Source organism: Paenibacillus nanchangensis (assembly GCF_046543445.1).
Taxonomy (GTDB): Bacteria; Bacillota; Bacilli; order Paenibacillales; family Paenibacillaceae; genus Paenibacillus_AQ; species Paenibacillus_AQ nanchangensis.
In genome coordinates, this window is sequence record NZ_JBHOFD010000023.1 from 89,929 (window position 1) to 112,805 (window position 22,877).

Consider the following 22,877-nt stretch of genomic DNA (forward strand, 5'->3'; position numbering starts at 1 on the left):
TATAATCGACAGTGTAAGACAGCAAGTCAAAGGTTGTGAACTTAAAGGGGGATTTGCTTGATATGAAAAAACGGTTTCTGTTAACGACCTTGAGCCTAGTGCTCGCCATCGGCCTGTCGGCATGCGGAGGCGATTCGGCAAACGATGCGGCGGAAGGCTCGGGTACCGCAGCAAAAGAAAAAACAAAAATTAGCTACTGGACAGGCGACCGTCACGACGCCGAGTTCATCAAGGAAAAAGTGGCGAAATTTAACGAAACGAATCCGGACGGCATCGAAGTGGAGCTTGTAGTTAAGGGGGACGATTTCGATACCGCGCTGGACCTGTCGTTCCAGACCTCGGACGCTCCGGATATTATCCGGGTTAAAGAGGACACGATCCAGAATTTTTACAAAAAAGGTTTTCTCGCTCCAATCGACGAGTTCCTGACCGACGAAATGAAAACGAAATTCCCGGAAATGGACCAGCTGAACGCCTTTGAAGGCAAGCGTTATTCGCTGCCGAACTACGGAACAACGATGCGGCTCGTTTACAATAAAGAGCTGTTTGCCAAAGCGGGCATCGCCGCGCCGCCGGCTACGCTGCAGGAATTGGTCGATACGGCCAAAAAGCTGACGGAAGCCGGCAAAGCCGATGGAGCTTACGGATTTGCCCTCAACTTCAAAAACCCGAGCAGCGCGCTCGGCCGCTCGGCCCGGGTCATCGCCGAATTGAGCGGTTACGGCGGCTTCGGTTACGATTTCAAGACGGCGCGTTATGATTTTAGCGGCTTCAAACCGATTATCGAAGCCTTCAAGCAGATCCGGGACGACGGCAGCATGCTGCCGGGTGTGGAGTCGCTGGATATCGACCCGCTGCGGGCACAGTTTGCGGAAGGCAAAATCGGCATGTATCTGTCCTTCTCGGCGGAGCCCGGCGTGTACAATTCGCAGTTCCCGGCGAAAATCGACTGGGCGGCTGCGCCGGCTCCGACGATTGACGGCACCGTCAAAGGAGCTTCAGGTTTCCTTGGCGGCCCATGGCTTGGCCTGAGCTCCAAAACGGAGAACAAGGAAGCAGCGTGGAAGTTCATGGAGTACATGTACAGTGATGAGATTTTGACGGAGTATCAGGAAAAAGGCTTTGGTATCTCCATGGTTCCGTCCATCAGCTCCACGGCCAAAACGCCAGAGGTCAAAGGGATTGAAGGGTTCCTGCCGAACGAGCACGATGGCGTGTGGCCGGTGTATCCGACGGTAGCTCCGGAAGGCATGAAAGCGTTCGACGCGTTCTTCAAGTACATGCTGAACGGCGGCGATTTGGATGCGGTCATCACCGATGTAAACAACCGGTATAACGCTGCGCTGGACAACGCGATCGAGAACGACGGCGTAAAAGCGGAACCCGATGCGGGCTTCGACCCTGCGAAGCTGGGCGGCCAATTCGCCAAGTAACCGGGAAGATAGCCGCCGTCATCTAACCCGGCGGCGGACAAACGGCTGGGGGAGCGAGTCTCCCCCAGTGTTTGCTTCCCGCCTGAAGAAGGAAAGGAGCTCTCAGAGAACCATGAAAAAAACCGGACACGCGCTGTTCTCATACAGCTTTCTGCTGCCGAGCGCGCTGCTGACGCTGGTGCTTGGCATTTACCCCATCGCCTGGGCGTTCCGCTATATGTTTTACGAATATAAAGGGTATGGCACCGCACGTTTTATTGGCCTGGAGAACTTCGCCCGGATCATGAAGGATACCCAGTTTTGGGATTCGGTGCTGAATACGTTTATCTATGCAGGCGGTAAACTGCTGCTGACCATTCCGCTGTCCCTGCTGCTGGCGGCCATTCTGAACCGCGGGATTAAAGGGCGGCAGCTGCTGCGGGGCATTTTTTTTATGCCTACGGTCATCAGTACCGCCGTCATGGCGGTGGTCTTTTTTACCATATTCAATTCCTATAACGGGATTCTAAATCAGTTCCTGATTAAATTTGGCATCACTTCCACCGGCATTGACTGGCTTGGAACCAAATACGCCATGCTCACCGTTATTCTCGTGGCCGTGTGGGGCGCGGTCGGCAACTACATGCTGCTGTTCCTGGCCGGACTTCAAAACATTCCGGAGGATGTTTACGAAAGCTCCGCGCTCGACGGCGCAAACAAAGTGCAGCAGTTCCGGTATATTACGCTGCCGATGCTGGGACCGGTGATGCAGATGGTCATTATGCTGGCGATTATCACCGCTTTGAAGGGCTATGAAAGCATTATGGTGCTGACGGAAGGCGGTCCGGTAGGCAAAACGGAGGTAATGTTCCTGTATCTCTACAAACTATTTTTCCCCGTGGGCGGAATGGGGGCGTCGACACAGGTGCAGGAGTTCGGTTACGGCAGTGCGGTGGCGTTTGTATCGGCGCTCATTGTCGGCGCGATCTCCATAATCTACTTCTATGCGTCCAGACGGATGAATCCGACCGATTGAGGAGTGCTGTGGGATGAAAGGGAAAAACATACTGGGAAACACCATATTGTGGATTTTTTTGTTGGCCGTCGCTTTCCTGACGTTGATTCCGGTGGTCATCACGATTTTAGGATCGTTTAAAACAAACGCCGAGCTGACCACGGGTGCAACCTTTCTGCCGGCCAGCTGGGAGTTCAGCAACTACGCCGAGGCCTGGGAGCAGGCCAACTTCTCCCGTTATACGATGAATAGTTTGATCGTCGCATTATCCGCCGTTGTCGGCACGCTGCTTGTCGCATCCATGGCGGCTTATGTGGTGGACCGGATGAACTTTTTCGGCAAAAAACTGTACGTCGGCATGCAGTCCTTTACCATGTTTGTCGCCGTGGGCGCGGTTGTGCTGCGTCCCCAGTTTGATCTGATGGTTGCGCTGAACCTGCACAGCAGCTTGTGGGGCGTCATTTTGATCCTGATCTCCGCGCATGCATCCATCTTCTTTATTTTGCTCAGCTTTATGAAGGGGATACCGCGCGAGCTGGATGAAGCGGCTTTGATCGACGGCAGCTCGCTCGGACGCACGTTTTGGCGGATCATTTTGCCGCTGCTTGGTCCCGGGCTTGGCGTCGGCGCGTTGTTCACCTTCCGGGGCGCGTGGAACGAGTATTTGCTGCCGCTAGTCTTCACGATGACAAAACCGGAGCTGCAGACGCTGACCGTCGGGTTGGCCAATCTGAAATACGGCTTCTCCGCCGCTTCGCAAACACACTATATGATGGCGGGGGCCTGCCTGTCGATTCTGCCGATCCTGGTCGCTTATCTGCTTGCCAATAAGTCGTTTATGCAGATGACGGCGGGGTCGCTCAAAGGCTGAACCGGTTCTGAACGGTTAGGCACCGGAATGGTGTGCGTGATGGGATTTACGGCTGAGTCCGAAAGGGCTGCGCTCTGGCCATTTTTTAAAAAATTATATCATGCAGGAGGAATCCGCTTATGACTTTATCTGTACCAGCCCATCTTACTTCCGCTTCCGTGATCCGCCGCCATCCGGCCAATCCGGTTCTGGACGCGGCGCGCATTCCTTACCCTGCGGCGCTTGTGTTTAATGCGGGTGTCGCCAAGTTTAACGGCAAATACGTTATGATTTTTCGCAACGATTATGGGTCGCTGGAGAAGCAGACCATCGAGCCGCACCACACGACCGATCTCGGGATCGCGTTCAGCGACGACGGTATCAATTGGACGGCCGGCCCGAAACCCGTGTTCAAGCTGCGTGACGAGGAAATTATCCGGGCCTATGACCCCCGTTTGACGGTGATCGAAGGCCGCCTGTACATGTGTTTTGCCGTAGATACGGAGCATGGCATCCGCGGTGGCATTGCCGTAACGGACGATCTGGAGCATTTTGAGATTCTCAGTCTCTCGACGCCCGATCTGCGGAATATGGTGCTGTTTCCCGAGCGCATTGGGGGCAAATATGTGCGGCTGGAACGTCCGTTTACCGTGTACAGCCGGGGAGGGCAAGACCGGTTCGATACCTGGATTGCCGAATCGCCTGACTTAAAATATTGGGGCGGCTCGGATTTGCTGTTTGGCGTGGAGCATATTCCGTTTGCCAACGATAAGGTCGGCCCCGCCGCTCCCCCGGTCAAAACGCCGCAGGGCTGGCTGACCACCTTCCACGCAGTGGATCTTGATCCGTCCCGCGGCAAAAACGGCTGGGAGCCCGCATGGAAAAAACGCTACACGGCGGGCATTATGCTGCTCGATCTGCACAATCCGAAGCGGATTGCCGGAATGAGCCGGAAGCCGCTGCTGGCGCCGGAGGCGTCTTATGAAATCAGCGGGGGATTCCGCAACAACGTTATTTTTCCGGGAGGCATGATTCTGGAGGAAGACGGCGAAGTCAAAATCTATTACGGGGCAGCGGATACCGTCGAATGTCTGGCGACCGCCCATGTCGATGATCTTGTTGCGCTCTGTCTTGAGGACAACTAGGCCGCGAGTAAAGAAAGAGGGGATTTACGTGAAAGCGACAAACGCCCGATACGGCGGCTCGGGTGCGAACAAGGCGGACCGTGGGGAGGCGGATCTTGCGGCAGCGGGTCATTCGCAGGGCGCAGGACGGTCAGATTGTGGAGAGCGGTTAGGAGGGGCGAGCATGATAAGCACGTCGATCCCGTCGACCCCGTCGATCCCGTCGATCCAGTCAAACCAGTCAAACCAGTCAAACCCGATGCCAAATCCGAAGAACCCCTTGAACCCGACGATTGGGTTGAATCAGCCAAACCCGTCGGCAGAAAAGATATGGAACAGTCTAAAAAATCCCCCGGCCGAATATCGCAGCCTGCCGTTTTGGTCCTGGAATGACGCGCTTGATCCGGATGAGCTTGTCCGGCAGATAGAAGAAATGGCGCAAGCCGGGGCGGGCGGTTTCTTTATGCATGCCCGGGGCGGGCTTCGCACGCCGTATATGGGCGAGGCCTGGATGGATGCCGTCCGCTTGTGCCTGGACAAGGCGCGGGAGCTTGGATTAAAGGCCTGGCTTTACGACGAAAACGGCTGGCCGAGCGGGACCGCGGATGGTACAGTGCCGGCCAAGGGGCTCCGCTATCAGCAAAAACGGCTCGTCTGCCGGAAGCCGCCTTTCGACGGCAGAGCTGAGGGGGTTATTGCATCGTATGCCGCCGAGCCGGAAGGCTGGCGGCTGCTGCCGGAGACGGAAGCGGAGCGGGCGGACCTTCAGATCGCGTATGAGGTAAATCCTTATTACACGGATACGCTCAGCCGGGAGGCCGTACGTCAATTTATCGCAGCTGCTTATGAACCCTATTGGCGGCAGTTTGGTGAGACGTATACAGGAGTGCTGCAGGGCGTATTTACGGACGAACCGCAGTTTGCGCGCGGCGGCTTGCCCTGGTCAGCGGAGCTGGAGGCGGTTTTTGCTTCCCGGACGGGGAAAGACGTCAAAACCATTTTGCCCTGGCTGTTCCATGACGGCGGTCCGTGCCGCAAAGCGCGATACGATTATTGGGAGTGCGTCACGCATATGTTTGCCGATGCTTATGCCCGGCAAATTGGAGAGTGGTGCGCCTCAAAAGGCTGGGTCCTGACAGGCCATGTCGTGGATGAGCAGGAGCTGACGCAGCAGGTGACTTCTGTCGGCGATCCTATGGCGTTTTATGCGCATATGCAGATGCCGGGGTGCGATTGGCTGGGCCGGTTTGTCGGCAGGGATCCGGTTGTGCCGAAGCAGGTTGGGTCCGCCGCGCGGCAGACAGGAGCGCGGCGGACGATCACCGAAAGCTTCGGCTGTGCGGGCTGGAACGTCGGGCTGGACGACTTGAAGCGGATCGGCGAGTGGCAGTTCGCTTATGGCATCAATTCGCTGTGCCAGCATCTTCAGAGCTACACACTGAGAGGACTGCGTAAGCGGGATTACCCGCCGTCTTTGTTTTATCAGCAGCCCTGGTGGAAGGAATATAAAAATTTTAATGATTATTTCGCCCGGCTGTCCCTGCTGCTGTCGGAAAGCAGTAGCCGGACAGAGGTGCTGCTGCTGCACCCGGTACGCTCCGCTTGGGTGCTCCAGCGGGGAGAAGATTCGGCGGCGATCCAGCCGTATCACGATGATTTTGCCCGGTTGTCGGTCTGGCTGTGCCGCTATGGGATAGAACATGATTACGGCAGCGAAAGCCTCATTGCCGCATCGGGGCGAGTGTCCGGCGGCTTGTTCGAAGTCGGCAAGGCCGTTTACCGGACCGTCGTGCTTCCTCCGGCGGTGACGCTTGCGAGGCCGACAATTGACCTGCTGCTCGCTTTCACGGAGCAGGGCGGGAGCCTGATTGCGCTTGCGCCTTATCCGGAGCTGGCTGATGGTGAGCCGGACGAAGCGCTGAATACGCTGATTGCAAGAGCTGTTCGTCCCGCGATGGAGCCAGCGGCGGTTGCGGCAGCTGTCTGCGTATCGTCTCCGCCGTTTATCCGTCGGTCCGGCGGCTCCGGCGGGCAGCTTCTTCCTGACGAGCTGCACATCCGCTCCATGAAGCTGGGTGAGGATGCGCTGTATTATGTAGTCAATACAGGTACGGAGCATTACTCCGACCTCGGGATGGAGCTCGGGGAGACGGAAGGAATCGTGTCCGTTATTGATCTCGAACGAGGCGTTGTTGTCCCATTTCCGGGGCAGCAGACCGGGGAGGGTGCGGAAGGAAAAGCAGGCCGCCTAGGAAGCGTCGAGGCCGCTTCGGAAGGAGGCGTGGACTGGGCAGGAAGCGTCAAACCGGGAGCTGCGGAAGACACTGGAAGCGCTTTGGAAAGAAACCGTGACTGGCCGGCTGTTGCGGAAATGTACGGCCGCTCACTTTCCCTGTCCCGGATTTCCGACGGGGCGTTAACTGTACGGGTATCCCTGCGGGCGGGGCAGTCCTGTCTCCTTCGCGTGCAGTCTGCGGCGCATGCTGCAAAAGCAGGGAGGGTGGAAGGTGTTTTAGAGGCTGGGGAAAGCCGGGACATGCACGTGGTGAGAGCTGTGAAAACCCCGGAGATAGGCTCCGCGGCAAATGCTGTGGGAATACGGGAGATGGACTCTAGGGCAAATGCTGTGGGGATACGGGAGATAGGCTCCGCGGCAAATACTGTGGGAATACGGGAGATAGACTCTACGGCGGATACTGTGGGGGTACGGGAGATGGACTCTGCGGCAAATGCTGTGGGAAAACGGGAGACGGGTTCTACGGCGAACGCCGCGGAAGTCCCGGATACGGACATTGCTCCCGAACGTTTTCGCCCGCCTCATAATAACCTCCGAAACGCAGAGCGGCGGATGGTGCAGGCCCAAAATGTCCCCCAAAACGCAAAACGGCAGATCGAGCTGGCACCGGAATGGGAGATTGCGGAAGCCGACCTGAACAGCCTGACGCTGGATTATGCCCGGCTGCGGGTAAGCGGCGGGGAGTGGACGGAGCTATTGCCGGTTATTTTTATTCAGGAACGTCTGCTGGCGTATGGGAAGCCGGTCGGGTTTGAGCTGGAATTTAGCTTTGAGGCCGCATTTGACACAGACCGAGCCAGAGAGCTGTATCTCGTCCTTGAACGGCCGGAGGAAATGGCCATTACCTTGAATGGGGCTCCAGTTGCTTCGCAGTCATGCGGATGGTGGCGGGATTCTTCCCTACGCATGATCGACGTTCGCAGACTTGTCCATGCGGGTGCCAATACCCTGAGGCTGGCGGGAGAGTTCCGCCAATCTCCCGAAATGTATGAGCAGTTGGAGCGGGCGAAGCGGTTTGAAGCTGAGGGCAACAAGCTGACATTCGACTGGGAAATTGAGCCGATCTATCTGCTTGGACAATTTGGCGTCCGGTCTGACGGAGCGTTCACGGACGGGGAGCGCCAGGCGGTTTGGACGGACGGCGGTTTTGAACTGACCGAGCCGCCGCAACGGGCGGACGCAGGCGACTTGACCCGCCAGGGCTTTCCGTTTTTTGCCGGAAGTCTCCGGCTGCGCCAGACCATCCGGCTGGAGGAGATGACCTGGGCAGTTGCGCGCTGGTGTTTCATCGCCAAACTGGATACCATTGCCGCTAAGCTTTTTATAAACGGCCTTGAAGTCAAAACCTTCTTGTGGGAGCCTTACACCGCCGACATTTCCTCCTATCTCCGTCAGGGTGATAACCTTATTGAGCTGGAGCTGACCGGCAGCTGCCGGAATCTCCTGGGACCGCATCACCATATCCTGGGCGAATTATATAAGGTCGGGCCGGACAGCTACAAAGACAAACCGGGCTGGACCGACAAAGGCCTTCCTCCCGGAACGATGATTTTTCAGGACCGCTATACGTTTGTCCGATTCGGGCTCAATGGCTCTCCTGTAATTGAGTTTGAAACGAGACAAGAACGCTGAAACATGGAAAATCATCCACACACGAAGATAACGTAAACCGCCCGCAAAGGGATCCGAAAGGTACTCTTTTGCGGGCGGTTTCGTTTGTTATTCCGGCGAGCCGTATGCGGCACCGCTGAAGGGAAGGGTCAACACCCCGCTTGAAGGCAGGGGGGAGCAGCGTGAACCAATATTATGGAACGAAAGGGATAGAAACTAAGAGCCGGCTTCACAGGCTCTTTTTGTTTTTTTATAAATTGGGGAGTAGGGGAGAGGGAAGTTCTGCGTTCATCCTTTATAATGGAGAAGATTGGATCAAGAGAAAAGGACAGGAGAGACCGATGAACAAATTCCTCAAATTTACAGTTTTGTCCCTGTTATGCGGAGTGCTCGCTTCATGCAGCAGTGCCGATTCCGAGGGGCAGCCCCAGTCATCCGAAGTGCCGAAAACTTCACCATCGGCGGCCGTCTCAAACAGTGCGTCACCCGCAGCTTCCGCAGGCGGGCAGTCCCGGCCGGCCGTTTCAGCTTCGCCATCCGCTTCAGCTTCGCCAGCCAATTCTGCATCACCGGATGCCGCAGCGGCTGAGCAGGCCCCGTCCGCAGCGAATGAGCAGACCCCGTCCGCAGGGGATACAGATCATTCCAGCGGCGGTACGGACGCCGGGCCGAGTACAGGCGGACGGAAAACGCAGGCTAAATCCGGGCTGCAAGGAGCCCGAACCCTGGAGGGCGTTATTCCCGAAGATTGGACGGAGCTGCGGGACGCCGATGGCGAGCCGGTCCGTGTGGTTGGCGACCTGAACAAAGACGGAGTACAGGATGCGGCAACCGTAATCGAGAAGGCCGTGCCGGGTGAGGGAGAAGCGCCTGAACGCGCGCTGCTAATTGCTTTTGGCAAGCCGGACGGGAGCTATAAGCTGTCGATCATAGCGGACCATGTGCTGCTCCGCGCGGATGAAGGCGGCGTATGGGGGGATCCTTTTGACGGACTGGAGATTAACCGAGGATCGCTTGTCGTCAGCGAATATGGCGGCAGCAACTGGCGCTGGTACAACCGGTACCGTTTCCGTTACCAGGATGCGGATTGGTTCTTGATTGGGATGACGTCCGGTACATACTTTAATGGGGGCGAAGAGCCAGAGGAGCAGGCGACCGAAGAAGATTATAACCTGCTGACTGGCGACTATATTATCAAAGGGCATGAAGAGAACGGCAAGGCGCACGTGGAAAAAGGCAACCGTGGCAAAAAGCCGCTGGTTAAGCTGCGTGATTTTGATTTAAGCGAAATGTAAGGTGGAGGAGATAAAGGTATGTAGGTGGAGGAGATAAAGGTAGTTACCCCGCTCCATTTTATGGTAAGGTTGGAAGAAGAGATTGCATTCTGACGCCATATGGGGAGAGTGATCGCTATGAACGTCAAATCCGTGTTGTATACGCTTATTTGGGCGGGCATCGCCTGTCTGCTGGTATGGGCAGGTACGGAGTGGATAAATGATACCCAAGAGCAGGCCGCCAGCACCTACGATATGACAGCCTATCTGTGGGCGAGCACCCTGGTTCCTATCGTCTATGGACTCCATCTTGGCCTGCTTGATCCGCCGCGGGCGGTAAAAATCAATGCCGCGGTGCTGGTGCTGGTATTCCTGCCTTCGTTCATTATAACGGTGTATCCGCTGTCTACGCTGTATGTCCAATTTGAAGGCTTGAACTGGCTGTTCCAGCTCAGCCAGCAGATGAACCGCGCCATGCTGATGTTTTTTGGCATCGTATGCGGCTTATCGCTTGTCAAATCGCTGACGGCACAGGGGAAGCGGGCCAGCAGAGCGCAGGCAAAGGAGAAAACGCCATGGATGAATTAAAACGTCTGGCCGATGTTCTGCCGGATTGGCTGGAAGAATGCAGGGCCTGCAGCACAAGCGGCACGGTGGCAACCTACATTCCCGAGCTGTCCAAAGCGCCCGTGGATTTGCTTGGCATCCGGATTGAAGGCTCAGACGGGAGAAGCGTATCGGCAGGTTCAGCGGATTATCTCTTCACACTGCAGAGCGTATCCAAAGTATTCACCTTAATCCTTGCGCTGATGGATCACGGCGAAGAAGCCGTCTTCGCCAAGGTCGGCAAGGAGCCGACGGGCGACAACTTTAACTCCATCATGAAGCTGGAGCTGGTCCAGCCGGCGATTCCCTTCAATCCGTTCATCAATGCCGGGGCGCTTGTCGTCTCGTCCATGATTCGAGGAGACTCGGCGGAGGAGAAATCCCGGCGAATTCTGGAATTGTTCCGGAGGCTCTCCGGAAATCCCGGGTTGACCTATGATCTTGGCGTGTACCGCTCGGAGTCCGAGACCGGGCATCTAAACCGTTCGATGGCTTATTTTCTGCTGGATAAAGGAATATTGGAGGGGACGGTGGAGGAAGTGCTCCAGGTCTATTTCCGTCACTGCTCCATCCGGGCGGACTGCCGGGATCTGGCGCGAATGGCCCTTGTCCTGGCTTGTGACGGCGTCGATCCGCATACCGGCGGGCGGCTGCTGCCCCGCCGATATGTTCAGATCGCCAAGACGTTTATGATTACATGCGGGATGTACAACGGCTCCGGCGAGTTCGCCATTTCCGCCGGGCTGCCTGCTAAAAGCGGCGTATCCGGCGGCATACTCGCGTTTGTTCCGGGGCGGTACGGGATCGGGGTTGTCGGTCCCGCGCTCAATCCGAAGGGCAACAGCATCGCAGGCGTCCGCCTGCTGGAACGGCTGTCCCGTGAATTTGGCTGGAGTTTATTTTAATTAAGGCGGACGGGGACCGGATTTGTCCGCAGGCTGATCAGCAGGATCAACGCATGCAAATGATTCGGTATTCATAAGCGCCAAGCTCAAGCGGCCCGGGTGCTACCGGCTCCCCGCTCAAAGCGTCGCGGCCGCCCCCCGGCAGGGTTACCCTGCCGCCCCGCCCGTCCATATTAACGATGGTCCAGACTTCGCCGTCCGCCCCTGCTCTCGGACAAACGACCGTGCCCGGCGTAACGTCCGACCGCAGCTTAACGCCCGCCCGTCCGGCGTAGGCGTCAACGATACTCCGCAGCATCTCCCCGCCCGCCTCTCCTGAAGGGAGAGAACCAAGCAGTACGACCAGCCCTTTGCCCCGTTTATGCTCTGTCAGGAACGCCAGGCCGGGGGTTCGTCCTTCCTTAATTGTCCCCACGGCGCGCGCTCCGCCGGGCAGCGGCTCAAACACCGCGCTCCACAGCGACAGCGGCGCTTCTATTCCAAAAGCTTCTCCAATCGACCCGGTGCCGTCCATCGGGTAAATGTATTTTGTCTGGACACCCGCCGCGTGTTCCAGTTCGCCTAATCCCGCATCGGTATGGATGGTATGCTCCTTTGTCCGTCCGCCGGTGAGCGGTCCGGCAATCCAGACGCCGCCTTCCTCCACAAATGCCAGCGCCTTGGCCAGCAGCTCGGGCGATACATAATGCACAAACGGCGTCAGCAGCAGCTTATAGCCGGCAAGCGCCGCCCCTTCCGGAATTAAATCCCGGTGAACACCTGTCCGCAGTACTTGATGGTAGAAGTCTCCAAGCAGCCCCCGGTAGCTCAGCTTCCGGTGCGGTTCAGTAGTCAAAAAAACCTTGGCCCGGTCCGAATAGGTAATGGCCACCTCCGCCTGAAGCGGCCGGGTCGACAGCATAACCGGCTCGATCTCCCGCCGGGCCTGTGAAGCCTCCAGCACGTTGGCGTAACCGACCGCCGGATCGCCCCATGCGCTGATAATCGAGCTGTGCGGCTGTTCGCTGCCGGAACGCTGCTGGCGCCACAGCCAATAGCAGAAAGCGCCCGCGCCAAGCGCGTATGCCGAGACGGCTTCAGCCTTCAAATATCCGTCCGGATGGGGAGAAGCATAGCTTACCAGCGAAGCCGCGTAGGAAGGACTGGTCTCCAGCAGCCAGAAATCGGTGCCTGGCTTAAAATTCCGCCACAAGTCGCAATTGAGCAGGTAAGCGTGCAGATTTTCCTGCGAAGCATAGGTGTCGTAGGCGGCAAAATCCAGGTGCTGAAACAGCCGCTCGTTGTCCAGATGAAACGCAACGCTGCTGTTATGGGTGATCGGCGCTTTGGAATGCTTCCGGATGATGCCTGCTTGTTCGTCAGCAAACTCCGCAATTTTCTCCATCGAAAACAGACGGTACATCGTGCGCAATGATGAATTGTGCAAAAACGGCGCCGGGCCAGGCTGGGGCACCTGGTCAAAGCGCTGGTACGTCTGGCTCCAGATGTCCGCTCCCCAGGCTTCGTTCAGCGCGCCTACCGTTCTGTACCGCCGTTCCAGCCATTCGTGCCACAAGGTCCGGCATGTCCCGCACATGCATTCCGCCACATGCGCCTTAAATTCATTATCCAGCTGCCAGGCCGCCAGGCCGGGCAGACGGCCAAGCTCCCGGGCCAGATGTTCTGTAATGATCGCCGCCCGCTCGCGAAAATACGGATGGTTGGTACAAACATGCTGCCTTGCGCCATGTCCCATAACCGTTCCCTTTTCATCGGCATAAGCCCGTTCGGGATGGCCGTGGGTCAGCCAGACAGGCGGTGTGGGCGTCGGCGTGCACAAAATGGTATCGATTCCCCGGTCATGAAGCAGCCGGATATACTCCGCAAAAGGCCGGACATCAATCCGGCCTTCTTCAGGCTCCAGAACCGACCAGGCGAACTCGCCCATACGGACGAGATTGATGCCTGCTTCCTGCATCAACGCAAGATCCCGCTCCAGCACATCCCTGCTCCACAGCTCCGGATACCATGCTGCCCCGTAGTATAATGAATTGCCCATGGTTACCCCCTTCGATAAGATAAAAGGTGTTTTATCACCCGAGTATCATAGGTTCCGCCCGGCTGCCGGGCAATAGTAATGTTTTGCAGGCTTTGGACTTTTTTGATTGGACAAGCCTTGCGGGCGTAGGGCCGTGAGGGTCAAAAAAGTCCGATTGCCGGAAAAAAAGCAGCGGACAATAATAAAGTCGCCAGCCAAGACCGGGCAGCGAAAGCGTACCGCAGGCTGCAGACAAACTCAGGGGGTGAACAAATGAAGCAAGGGGTTATCGCAGGTCCAGCCTCCGCTGCACCGCGTACCCGGGCCGGAAGGGGAAAGTATGTATGGAAGCGCTTGCGGCGGGACAAATGGCTGTACATCCTGCTGACTCCCGGCCTGCTGTACTTTTTGGTTTTTAAATATGTTCCGATGTGGGGCATATTGCTTGCTTTTAAGGATTACCAGCCGTTCGTCGGGTTTTGGAAAAGCGAGTGGGTCGGATTTGAACATTTTCGCGTCTTTTTTCAAAATCCGGATTTTTTTATGCTGCTGAAAAACACATTGGTGCTGTCGCTGTACAACCTGGTGTTTTTCTTCCCGGCGCCGATTATTCTGGCGCTGCTGCTGAATGAAATCCGGCTGTCCTTTTACAAGCGGATTGTGCAGACCATGGTTTACGTGCCGCATTTTATTTCCATGGTTATTGTAGCGAGTATCAGCTACGTTTTCCTGACAACGGAAGGCGGCGCCATCAACAACCTGCTGTATACGGCTACAGGGCAGCGGATCGACTTCCTGTCCAATCCCGATTGGTTCCGTCCGCTGATCATTCTCCAGACGATCTGGAAGGAATGCGGCTGGGGCACGATCATCTTTTTGGCCGCGCTGGCCGGCGTCGATGTGGAGCAGTATGAAGCCGCCGTGGTCGACGGCGCAAGCCGCTGGCGGCAGATCTGGCACATCACGCTGCCTGCGATCCGCAGCACGATCGTGATTCTGCTGATTTTGCGGATGGGTACGATTCTCGACAACGGTTTTGAGCAGATCTTCCTGATGATGAACGCGCTGAACCGCGAAGTGGCCGAGGTGTTTGATACGTACGTGTATGCGCTGGGCATTACGCAGGGGGCATTCAGCTACAGTACGGCTGTGGGATTGTTCAAATCCGTCATCGGCGTAACCCTGGTGCTCGGCACCAACTGGCTCGCCAAAAAATTCGGCGAATCCGGACTTTACTAAAAGGAGTGAATTTTGCCGTGGCCAAACGCTATCGCACCGCCGGGGAAACTGCGTTTGATATCTTCAACTATGTGTTTCTCGGCGCCATCGCCATCGTGGCGATTTTACCCTTTTTGTTCGTCGTCGCCGGATCGTTCGCCACTGAGGCGGAGATTACGAAACGGGCGGTTTTCCTCATTCCGACAACCATTTCGTTCGACGCGTACAAATTCATTTTTTCGACAGATACGATTGTGCGCAGTATCGGCGTGTCCGTATACATTACGGTGGTGGGCACGATCGTCAATCTGTTCTTTACGGTCACCATGGCTTATCCGATGGCCAAACGTAATTTGATGGGCCGCAATCTTGTGCTGAACCTCGTTATTTTTACAATGCTGTTTGGCGGAGGGATGATTCCCACCTACCTGGTGATCCGGGAGCTGCACCTGCTGGATACGCTGAACGCCTTGATCCTGCCGGGGGCCATCAGCGCCTTTAACCTGATTATCGTCAAAAATTTCTTCCAGGAGCTACCCGCCGAGATGGAGGAAGCGGCGCGGATCGACGGCTGTACCGAGCTTGGGCTGCTGTGGCGGATCGTGCTGCCGTTGTCCAAGCCGGTGCTGGCGACATTTACCTTGTTTTACGCGGTTGGCCACTGGAACAACTTCTTTTCCGCGCTGCTGTATATCAATGATCCGAGCAAATGGCCGCTGCAGGTGATGCTGCGCCAGATCGTGATGTTGTCCCAGGCGGCAGCGGGCGATATGAGCTCCATGGATCCCAGCTTTGTCCAGCCGCCGGAGCAGTCGATCAAGATGGCGGTCATTGTTGTCGGCACGCTGCCAATCATGCTGGTTTATCCGTTTCTGCAAAAACACTTTGCCAAAGGGGTGATGCTGGGTTCCATCAAAGGGTAAGCATACGCTCCGCTCCTTGCGGGGGGCGGATAGTGAGGTGTTTTAGGCGGTGACAAAGGGGCAATGCCAGTACATTCAGGCGCCATACGCCTGCCGGCAGGGAAGATAACAACTATATGGGAGGGTTACATTTGCGGATGAAAACAAAACGTTCCACTGGCTTCAAACACTGGTTGATATTGGCTGTGGCTGGTATGATGTTGGTAAGTGTGATGTCCGGCTGCGGCGGGGGAAACAATGCTGAGCCCGCGGCGGGACAAAAGGCGGAAGGCGAACCGCCTGCGGGAGATAGCGCCAAACCGCTGGAGCTGACGCTGATGCTGCCGATTTTCAAGACGAATTATCCGAAGGACGGCAGCCCGGTGGCGGCCGAGCTGGAGAAGCGCACAAATACAAAAATTCATTTTGAATGGGTGCCCAATGCGTCTTATACTGACAAGTTCAACATTACGCTTGCTTCGGGCAGACTGCCGAGTCTGATTTATGTGCCTGACGTGAAAGCTTCCAGTTTCGTGAATGCCGCCAAATCGGGCGCGTTCTGGGAGGTCGGGCCTTATTTGAAGGATTATCCGTATCTCAGCCAGGCGACCCCGGTTATTCTGAAGAACTCTTCGATTGAAGGCAAAAACTACGGCATTTACCGCGGCCGTGCGCTGGGACGCAACGGGGTGGTCTACCGCAAGGATTGGCTGGAAAAGGCCGGTCTGCAGGAACCAAAGACCATCGACGAATTTTATGAAATGCTGAAAGCGTTTAAAGAGAAGGACCCGGACGGCAACGGCAAAGACGATACGTACGGCACCGTGCTGGTGAAATGGACCGGCGGCTGGGCCAGCGGATTCGATACGATGAAGCTGTGGTTCGGGGTACCGAACAAGTGGGGCGAGAAGGACGGCAAGCTTGTGCCGGAACATGAATATCCCGAGTATTTGGAAGCGCTTAAATTCATGAAAAAGCTGTACGAGGAGAAGCTGATTAACTCCGATTTTGCGGTGATGGACAGCGCCAAATGGAATGATCCGGTGGTAAACAACAAAGCCGGGGTTATCGTCGACGTGATCGACAACGGGGCGCGGCTGGATGACAAGATTCACGCCGCACTCGAGAAGGAAGGCAAAGACGAAAAGGATAAGCATTACATCGATGTGATGGGAGGCGTTACAGGCGCGGACGGCAAGCTGCATACGCTGCCGACCTCGGGGTTCTCAGGCATTCTGGCCATTCCCAAATCCACGGTGAAGACGGAAGAAGAGCTGAAACGGGTGCTGACTTTCCTGGATCAGCTGAACGATCCCGAACTGCAAACGCTGCTGAGCTACGGGATAGAAGGCAAGCACTACACCATGGTGGACGGGTTCATTGAGCGGTCTGCCGACACTGTCCTGATCGAGTCCGAGGTGGAAGGCCTGAACCAGATGCTGCCGTTTATCCCTGAGGACAAATCGAACCTGGTGAAGCAGACGGAGCTGCGCAAAAAGCAGCTGGAGGTGCAAAAGGCCAACGAAGCGACGATCGTCGTGAACCCGGCCGAAGCGCTGATCTCCACCGTTTATTCGCAAAAAGGCGCCCAGCTGGACAACGTCATTAATGATGCACGCATTAAGTTCATCGTTGGTCAGATGGATGAGGCGGAGCTGAAAGCCGCATTTGAAGTATGGAGAAACACAGGCGGGGACGAATTGGTTAAGGAAATGAACGAATTGTACGCTAATTCCGGCAAATAAGCGGATTCCCGGGCAGTAACGCCAGCCGCGAATCCGGAACGCGGAAGGTTCGGCGGTCCGCCGCCGCTAAATACGGATTCGGGCTGGTGAAGAGAGGATGAAGAACAGAGCCGGGGCGGGCTGGAAGAAAACCCGCACAGCATGGAGAGGCACCAAGGGTACCTATTACCGTAAAAATCTGATTATGGTGCTTGTGGTTTCGGCGATACCTGGGCTGATTATCGGCGCGTTGGTGTACTGGATGGCGGGCGGAAGGCTGGAGAACGAGCTGCTGGATATGCACAACCGCCAGATCGAGCAGCGTGCGGCCAATATCAACGATCAGCTCTCCAATCTGGAGCTGATGCTGGCGCACTGGGCGTTTGACCCCAAGTTTGATTACAGCCTTAGCAATTTGGACTTGGCCACGGATCATGCTCAAATCTGGGATATCACGAAAACACTGGTCGTTATGCAGGGCTCCAACACGCTGGCGGACCGGGTGGAGCTGTACTTGTCGGGGCGGAAACAGCCGTCGCTGCTGTTCGCCCCCGAGTACGGCACTGTTGGTCCGGACGCCGTGTCGGAAAGCTACGACAAGCTGCTGGATTCCGATCAAAGCACATATTGGACACAGTGGGCGTTTAACCCGTCCCGTCCGGAAGTTAAGGAGCTGACGCTTGTTCACCATATTCCCGGAGGAAGTCTGCAGCCGTTTGGCTCGCTGCTTCTGCGGATGGATGCGGAGAAAGTGGCGGCTCTGCTGCGTACGATGACCCCTTACAACGACGGGGAGACCTTTCTGATGGGGACGACGGGCAATTTGTTTGTTTCGGGGAGCGGAAGCGGCGCATCGTCGCCGTTCGTGACTGCGCTGAAATCGAATATTCTGAACCGCGGCATCCATGGCAATGCCTCCTTTTTGTTCAATTGGAATGGAGGGACCTATGCAGTCACATACGGGACCTTTTCCCGGATCGCCAGCGACTGGCTGTACGTATCGGCTTCACCCATCACAAGCATTACTTCGCCCGTCGTGTCGCTGTCGCGTGTGATTTTGCTGGTCAGCGCAAGCGCGCTGCTGCTTGCCGCCGCGCTGTCCTGGTTTGCCTCCCGTCAGATGTATTCTCCCGTCCGCCGCCTGTTCCAGACGGTTTTGCCCGATCATGGGCAGGGTCCCGGAGATGAAGACGAATTTACGCTGATCGAACGGCAGTGGCAGGCGCTGCACGGGCAGAGCCATGCGCTCAGTCTGACGCTGTCTGAGCAGCTGCCGCAGGTAAAGCAGAGTTTTTTAAACCAGCTATTCCAAGGCTATCTGTACGGTTATTCTGAACAGGAGCTGCGCGAACGGATGCTGCGTTATCAATGGGAAACCGAGGACTGCCGGTTTATTGTGCTGCATATTCAGCTGACCGGCATTTCCAGTCTGGGCGGCAAATTCCGCAATGGCGACGAAAGCCTGGTCAGCTTTGCGGCGGCAAACATTATCGGCGAACTGGCGGCCGAGCATTTCGGGCAGGCAGAGACGATCAATTTCCACAACCTTACGGCCGGGATGCTGATCATCCAGCCTGAAGGCGAATCGGAGCCGGTGCTGGCATTCGCCGAAGCGCTGATCTCGCATATCAGCCGGATGCTCAACCTGCGGGTGACGATTGCCTACAGCCCCGCCGTATCCGCGATCCGCGATGTCCCGCGGGCTTACGAGGCCGCCCAGCAGGCGGTCAGCTACCGGCAGTTCGGCGGCGGCAGCCAGATCATCGACATGGAACGGATGAACCGGGACAGCGGCGCGGCGCCTGACCCCAAATATTCGTTTATGCTGGAGCGCGGCCTGCTGCAGGCGCTGCGTTCCGGCGATGCGGAGGAAGCCGACCGCCTGCTGCAGGAGTTCCTGGAAGCCCTGCGCGCGGGCGAGGCCAAAATGATCGACGTGCAGCAGGGCATGCTCCAGCTGCTCGGCAGCATTCAGCACGCGGCTATGGACGCCGGCATTCATCCAAACCAGCTGTTCAAGGACGAAAACCTGTACGCCAGACTGTCTCAAATCCAGGAGCCGACGCTGATTTTGTCCTGGTTCCGCGAAAAAGTCATCTCCCCGTTTCTAAAGGAGCTGTCCGAGCGGACCGATGCGGGCATCCGGCAGACGATTGAGCGGGCCATTGAATACATCCGCGAGCATTATACGGACGGGTGCATGTCGCTGGACAGCTGCGCCGAGTATACCGGCACCAGCCCGTTTTTGCTCAGCAGGTCGTTTAAACGGATGACCGGACAAAACTTCATCGATTACGTAACCGGGCTTCGGCTCGATAAAGCCAAAGAGCTGCTGAGAGATACCGATCTGCGGATAAACGATGTTGCCGACCGGGTGGGGTATCAGCAGAGCTATTTTAATCGTTTGTTCAAAAAACAGCAGGGCATTACGCCAACCCGCTACCGCGAGCTGTGCCGCAGCGGCGGCGCCGAACAGGCGGAGCGGGGCGGCAAATAGGGTGTCCGCCGCTGTCTATCGGGAGATGATGGTGTTGAATTCGGCTCAGCCGATACATTTGCACTGGTTAAACGCTCCTGCCTCCGAAGCGGGAGTTACTTGGGGTGTTCCATGGAAAAAAGGAGAGCTGGACCGGTCGGAGCTTGGCGGCTTCGCTTTGCGAGGGCCCGATGAGGAGGAGGCGCTGCCGGTCCAGAGCCGTGCAGCTGCTTATTGGCCTGACGGCAGCGTCAAGTGGTCGTCCCACTCGGCCGTTGTTCCCAAACCGGCGGCAGCGGCTTATGTTCTGGACCGGCTCCAAGACGCCGCGGGGGTACCGAAGCCGGAAACCGCCGTATCTGTCACCGAGACGGAGACAGGTTATGTCGTAGACACGGGGCCGGTGCTTGTTACCGTGAACAACAGCGGCTCCGCGCCCATCGCGCGCATCATCCGCCGCGGATCTTCCGGCGAAGACGAAACGGAGCTGTGCTCGGGCAGCGACCTGGTGTGCCTCCGGGAGGACCGCGGCGGCAGCTCGGGACTTCCCGTCCGCCGCGAGGAACGGTATCACGGCCGGACACACCGCGCGGTGCTGGAGCAGGACGGTCCGCTGCGCGCCGTGATCCGGCTGGAGGGCAGGCACCGCTCCACCTCTAGCGCGCGCGAGTGGACGCCGTTTTCGCTGCGTCTGTATTTTTATGCCGGGCTGGATACGGTCAGAATCGTCCACACCTTCCACTATGACGGCAACCCGCACCAGGATTACATTCGCGGACTTGGCATCCGGTTTACCGTGCCGATGCGCGGGCCGCTCTACAACCGGCATGTCCGGCTGGCCGGGGATACGGGCATCTTCAGCGAATCGCCAAAGACGCTGCACACCCGCCGGACCAAAGGCAAATATGCGGCGCTTTTTGCGGATCAGCTGGAAGGCAGGCTGCTTCGGTTTACCCCCGGAGAAGACGACTATTTTCTTCGCCTGCTGGACGATTCCGCCACCTGGAACAGCTTTAAGCTTGTACAGGATTCCTCCGAGCACTATACCGTCACCAAGCGGACAGGGGAGGGGTGCGCCTGGATTAAAGGGGCGGAAGGCCGGCGTTCGTCCGGTCTCGCCTATCTGGGGTCGGAAGGCGGCGGACTTGTAGCGGCCGTCTCCAACTTCTGGCGTAAAGCGCCAACCGGACTGGAAGTGGACGGAGCGGCGGGCGACTCGGCGGCGTTGACCGTCTGGTTCTGGTCGCCGGATGCGCCGGCGATGGACCTGCGCCACTACGATACGAAAACCCACGTGGAGTCTTCGTATGAAGGCGCGGAGGAGCTGCGCGCAACGCCTTACGGCATTGCCAACACCAGCGAGCTGCGGCTATGGTGTACCGGCGGCACACCGGATTCGCAGCGGCTGCGGGAGATGGCGGAGGAAGCGGACGCGCCGCCGCTGCTCGTCTGCGAGCCGGAATATTATCATGCGGCCAGGGCATTTGGGCTGTGGAGCCTGCCTGACCGGAGCACGCCTGCGAAAGCTCAGCTGGAGGACCGGCTGGACGGCATTCTTCGCTTTTATATAGAGGAAGTTGAGCGGCGGAAATGGTACGGGTTCTGGGACTACGGGGACTTCATGCACAGCTACGACCCGGTCCGGCATGTCTGGAACTATGACCTGGGCGGATGCGCCTGGCAAAATGCCGAGCTGGTGCCCAACATGTGGCTGTGGGTCAGCTTTTTGCGCAGCGGACGGGCCGACGTGTTCCGGCTTGCCGAAGCGATGACCCGGCATACAAGCGAGGTGGATGCGTATCATTTTGGAGAATATGCGGGGCTTGGGTCGAGGCACAACGTGGTCCATTGGGGCTGCGGCTGTAAAGAAGCGCGTATCGCCATGGCGGGGCTGCACCGGTATTACTACTATTTGACCGGCGACGAACGGACCGGCGATTTGCTGGACGGCGTCAAAGACGCCGATTACGCGACGGTGACGACCGACCCGATGCGGGCTTATTTTCCGAAGGACGAACATCCGACTCATGTGCGGGTTGGCCCCGATTGGGCCGCGTTTAGCTCCAACTGGATGACGCGCTGGGAGCGTTACGAGGAGACGGCCTACCGCGACAAAATCATCACGGGCATCGAATGCATCAAACGCGCCAATCTGCGGCTGATCTCCGGTCCCGCGTACGGCTATGATCCGAAGACGGGGGTGTTGACCGGGATGGGCGATGATAACTGGGGCCGCCATCTCGCCATCTGTATGGGCGGGCCGCAGGTGTGGTTTGAACTGGCGGAGATGCTGGAGGATCCGGAGTGGGAGGATATGCTGGCTGAATTCGGGGTGTTCTACAACCTGCCTGAGGAGGAAAAGCAGATCTGGGCGCGCGGGGCCATTACCGGCAAGCTGCGTTTTGAGCATCCGGTCTTGAGCGTGGGTATCGCCGCTTACGGGGCCTGGTACCGGAAGGATCGCGCCACGGCGGACCGCTGCTGGTCCATTTTGCTGGAGAATCCGTATGGACGCACCGATCTTCAGCGGGAAGCAAGCAGGGTGGTTTATATGGATGAACTGGACGAAATTGACTGGATGAATACCAATGAAGCGTCGCAGTGGTCGTTGAACACGATGATTGCATTGGAGCTGATTCCGGACCGGCTGCCGGAACTGGGCGGCGGGCGGCTGCCCGGGAGCAGCCGATGACGGGGCGGGTTTCGCTTCTGCCCGAAGGCTGGAAGCCGGTCTACCGGAACCCGCTTGCCGCTCCGGAAGATGTGCGTACATTCCGGATGGAAGGGGATGGAGCCGTCTCCTTCCCGCAGGGAGCGATGAGGCTGGAGAGCACGAGGCAGCCGGACGAGGGACAAAAAGCGAATATTGTCTTCTGGTGTCCCGAGGATTTTCCGTCCGATGCGGCGGTTACCTGGAATTTTCGCCCTGTGCGGGAGCCGGGATTGGCGATATTGTTTTTTGCCGCCCGCGGTGCGGAGGGGCGGGATGTGTTTGATCCGTCCCTGCCGTGCCGGACCGGGGAATACGACCAGTACCATCACGGGGCGATGGATGCGCTGCATGTGTCGTATTTCCGGCGCATGTGGACGGAAGAACGGGCGTTTCACACCTGCAACTTGCGCAAAAGCTACGGCTTCCATCTCGTCGCGCAAGGTGCGGACCCGCTGCCCGGAGTGATGGACGCTCCGGAGCCTTACCGGATGCTGCTGCTTAAGCAGGGCAATGCGGTCACGTTTGCCATCAATGAGCTGCCGCTGTTTACCTGGGTGGACGATGGCCGGACTTACGGCCCGCCGCTTGGGGGAGGCAAAATCGGCTTCCGGCAGATGGCGCCTTTGATCGCGGAGTACAGCGACCTGGTTGTGTACAGCGGGTGAGGGGTGGAGTTCCGGTGAGTGTCCGCTAGCGGTCGGTCGGGTGATTGAGCGAACCAGACAATCGAGCAG

The 22,877-nt window shown here is 57.4% G+C and carries 15 protein-coding genes; 14 read left to right on the top strand and 1 reads right to left on the bottom strand.

All coding sequences use genetic code 11. The annotated features are described in order from the left end of the window. Nucleotides 1–62: 62 nt before the first annotated feature. The 8 genes from ACE6ED_RS18695 (at nt 63) to glsA (ending at nt 11,093) form a co-directional block, all read left to right on the top strand. Nucleotides 63–1,433: an ABC transporter substrate-binding protein gene (locus ACE6ED_RS18695; RefSeq protein WP_410828739.1), complete on the top strand. Its 1,371-nt coding sequence runs from the start codon at nt 63–65 to the stop codon at nt 1,431–1,433. 112 nt (nt 1,434–1,545) lie between these two features. Next, the gene (locus ACE6ED_RS18700; protein ID WP_410828740.1) at nt 1,546–2,448 is read left to right on the top strand and encodes a carbohydrate ABC transporter permease; all 903 of its coding nucleotides are present in this window, start codon (nt 1,546–1,548) and stop codon (nt 2,446–2,448) included. Nucleotides 2,449–2,461: 13 nt separating this feature from the next. Then, nucleotides 2,462–3,298: a carbohydrate ABC transporter permease gene (locus ACE6ED_RS18705; RefSeq protein ID WP_410828741.1), complete on the top strand. Its 837-nt coding sequence runs from the start codon at nt 2,462–2,464 to the stop codon at nt 3,296–3,298. A gap of 119 nt (nt 3,299–3,417) precedes the next feature. Beyond that, nucleotides 3,418–4,422: a glycoside hydrolase family 130 protein gene (locus tag ACE6ED_RS18710; protein WP_410828742.1), complete on the top strand. Its 1,005-nt coding sequence runs from the start codon at nt 3,418–3,420 to the stop codon at nt 4,420–4,422. Nucleotides 4,423–4,450: 28 nt separating this feature from the next. Then, nucleotides 4,451–8,329, top strand: coding sequence for a glycosyl hydrolase (locus ACE6ED_RS18715; RefSeq protein ID WP_410828743.1), 3,879 nt, complete (start codon nt 4,451–4,453; stop codon nt 8,327–8,329). Between the two features lie 320 nt (nt 8,330–8,649). Beyond that, nucleotides 8,650–9,603, top strand: a complete 954-nt coding sequence (locus tag ACE6ED_RS18720; protein ID WP_410828744.1) for a hypothetical protein — start codon at nt 8,650–8,652, stop codon at nt 9,601–9,603. 117 nt (nt 9,604–9,720) lie between these two features. After that, complete coding sequence (locus ACE6ED_RS18725; RefSeq protein ID WP_410828745.1) at nt 9,721–10,170, top strand: hypothetical protein; 450 nt, start codon at nt 9,721–9,723, stop codon at nt 10,168–10,170. Next, the gene (gene glsA / locus ACE6ED_RS18730; RefSeq protein ID WP_410828746.1) at nt 10,158–11,093 is read left to right on the top strand and encodes a glutaminase A; all 936 of its coding nucleotides are present in this window, start codon (nt 10,158–10,160) and stop codon (nt 11,091–11,093) included. Before ACE6ED_RS18725 ends, glsA begins: the two co-directional genes overlap by 13 nt. A gap of 46 nt (nt 11,094–11,139) precedes the next feature. Here glsA and ACE6ED_RS18735 read toward each other — a convergent pair whose 3' ends face one another. Further along, the gene (locus ACE6ED_RS18735; RefSeq protein ID WP_410828747.1) at nt 11,140–13,131 is read right to left on the bottom strand and encodes a beta-galactosidase; all 1,992 of its coding nucleotides are present in this window, start codon (nt 13,129–13,131) and stop codon (nt 11,140–11,142) included. Nucleotides 13,132–13,383: 252 nt separating this feature from the next. Here ACE6ED_RS18735 and ACE6ED_RS18740 point away from each other — a divergent pair, with 252 nt between their 5' ends. The 6 genes from ACE6ED_RS18740 (at nt 13,384) to ACE6ED_RS18765 (ending at nt 22,808) form a co-directional block, all read left to right on the top strand. Further along, nucleotides 13,384–14,349 (top strand): ABC transporter permease, encoded by a 966-nt coding sequence (locus tag ACE6ED_RS18740; protein ID WP_410828748.1) that lies wholly within the window; start codon nt 13,384–13,386, stop codon nt 14,347–14,349. 17 nt (nt 14,350–14,366) lie between these two features. Continuing rightward, on the top strand, nt 14,367–15,251 hold the full coding sequence (locus tag ACE6ED_RS18745; protein WP_410828749.1) for a carbohydrate ABC transporter permease: 885 nt from the start codon (nt 14,367–14,369) through the stop codon (nt 15,249–15,251). Between the two features lie 137 nt (nt 15,252–15,388). Next, the gene (locus tag ACE6ED_RS18750) at nt 15,389–16,975 is read left to right on the top strand and encodes an extracellular solute-binding protein (RefSeq protein ID WP_410828750.1); all 1,587 of its coding nucleotides are present in this window, start codon (nt 15,389–15,391) and stop codon (nt 16,973–16,975) included. Nucleotides 16,976–17,072: 97 nt separating this feature from the next. Next, nucleotides 17,073–19,451, top strand: coding sequence for a helix-turn-helix domain-containing protein (locus tag ACE6ED_RS18755; RefSeq protein WP_410828751.1), 2,379 nt, complete (start codon nt 17,073–17,075; stop codon nt 19,449–19,451). Nucleotides 19,452–19,479: 28 nt separating this feature from the next. Continuing rightward, on the top strand, nt 19,480–22,122 hold the full coding sequence (locus ACE6ED_RS18760) for an exo-rhamnogalacturonan lyase family protein (RefSeq protein ID WP_410828763.1): 2,643 nt from the start codon (nt 19,480–19,482) through the stop codon (nt 22,120–22,122). After that, on the top strand, nt 22,119–22,808 hold the full coding sequence (locus ACE6ED_RS18765) for a DUF1961 family protein (protein ID WP_410828752.1): 690 nt from the start codon (nt 22,119–22,121) through the stop codon (nt 22,806–22,808). Before ACE6ED_RS18760 ends, ACE6ED_RS18765 begins: the two co-directional genes overlap by 4 nt. Nucleotides 22,809–22,877: the final 69 nt, after the last annotated feature.

Excerpts from the sequence above, each read along its gene's own strand:
- ACE6ED_RS18720 (WP_410828744.1), top strand. The coding sequence starts at position 8,650 with ATGAACAAATTCCTCAAATTTACAGTTTTGTCCCTGTTATGCGGAGTG.
- ACE6ED_RS18735 (WP_410828747.1), bottom strand. The coding sequence starts at position 13,131 with ATGGGCAATTCATTATACTACGGGGCAGCATGGTATCCGGAGCTGTGG.
- ACE6ED_RS18710 (WP_410828742.1), top strand. The coding sequence starts at position 3,418 with ATGACTTTATCTGTACCAGCCCATCTTACTTCCGCTTCCGTGATCCGC.
- ACE6ED_RS18705 (WP_410828741.1), top strand. The coding sequence starts at position 2,462 with ATGAAAGGGAAAAACATACTGGGAAACACCATATTGTGGATTTTTTTG.
- ACE6ED_RS18765 (WP_410828752.1), top strand. The coding sequence starts at position 22,119 with ATGACGGGGCGGGTTTCGCTTCTGCCCGAAGGCTGGAAGCCGGTCTAC.
- glsA (WP_410828746.1), top strand. The coding sequence starts at position 10,158 with ATGGATGAATTAAAACGTCTGGCCGATGTTCTGCCGGATTGGCTGGAA.
- ACE6ED_RS18740 (WP_410828748.1), top strand. The coding sequence starts at position 13,384 with ATGAAGCAAGGGGTTATCGCAGGTCCAGCCTCCGCTGCACCGCGTACC.
- ACE6ED_RS18725 (WP_410828745.1), top strand. The coding sequence starts at position 9,721 with ATGAACGTCAAATCCGTGTTGTATACGCTTATTTGGGCGGGCATCGCC.
- ACE6ED_RS18755 (WP_410828751.1), top strand. The coding sequence starts at position 17,073 with ATGAAGAACAGAGCCGGGGCGGGCTGGAAGAAAACCCGCACAGCATGG.
- ACE6ED_RS18700 (WP_410828740.1), top strand. The coding sequence starts at position 1,546 with ATGAAAAAAACCGGACACGCGCTGTTCTCATACAGCTTTCTGCTGCCG.
- ACE6ED_RS18750 (WP_410828750.1), top strand. The coding sequence starts at position 15,389 with ATGAAAACAAAACGTTCCACTGGCTTCAAACACTGGTTGATATTGGCT.
- ACE6ED_RS18760 (WP_410828763.1), top strand. The coding sequence starts at position 19,480 with ATGGTGTTGAATTCGGCTCAGCCGATACATTTGCACTGGTTAAACGCT.
- ACE6ED_RS18695 (WP_410828739.1), top strand. The coding sequence starts at position 63 with ATGAAAAAACGGTTTCTGTTAACGACCTTGAGCCTAGTGCTCGCCATC.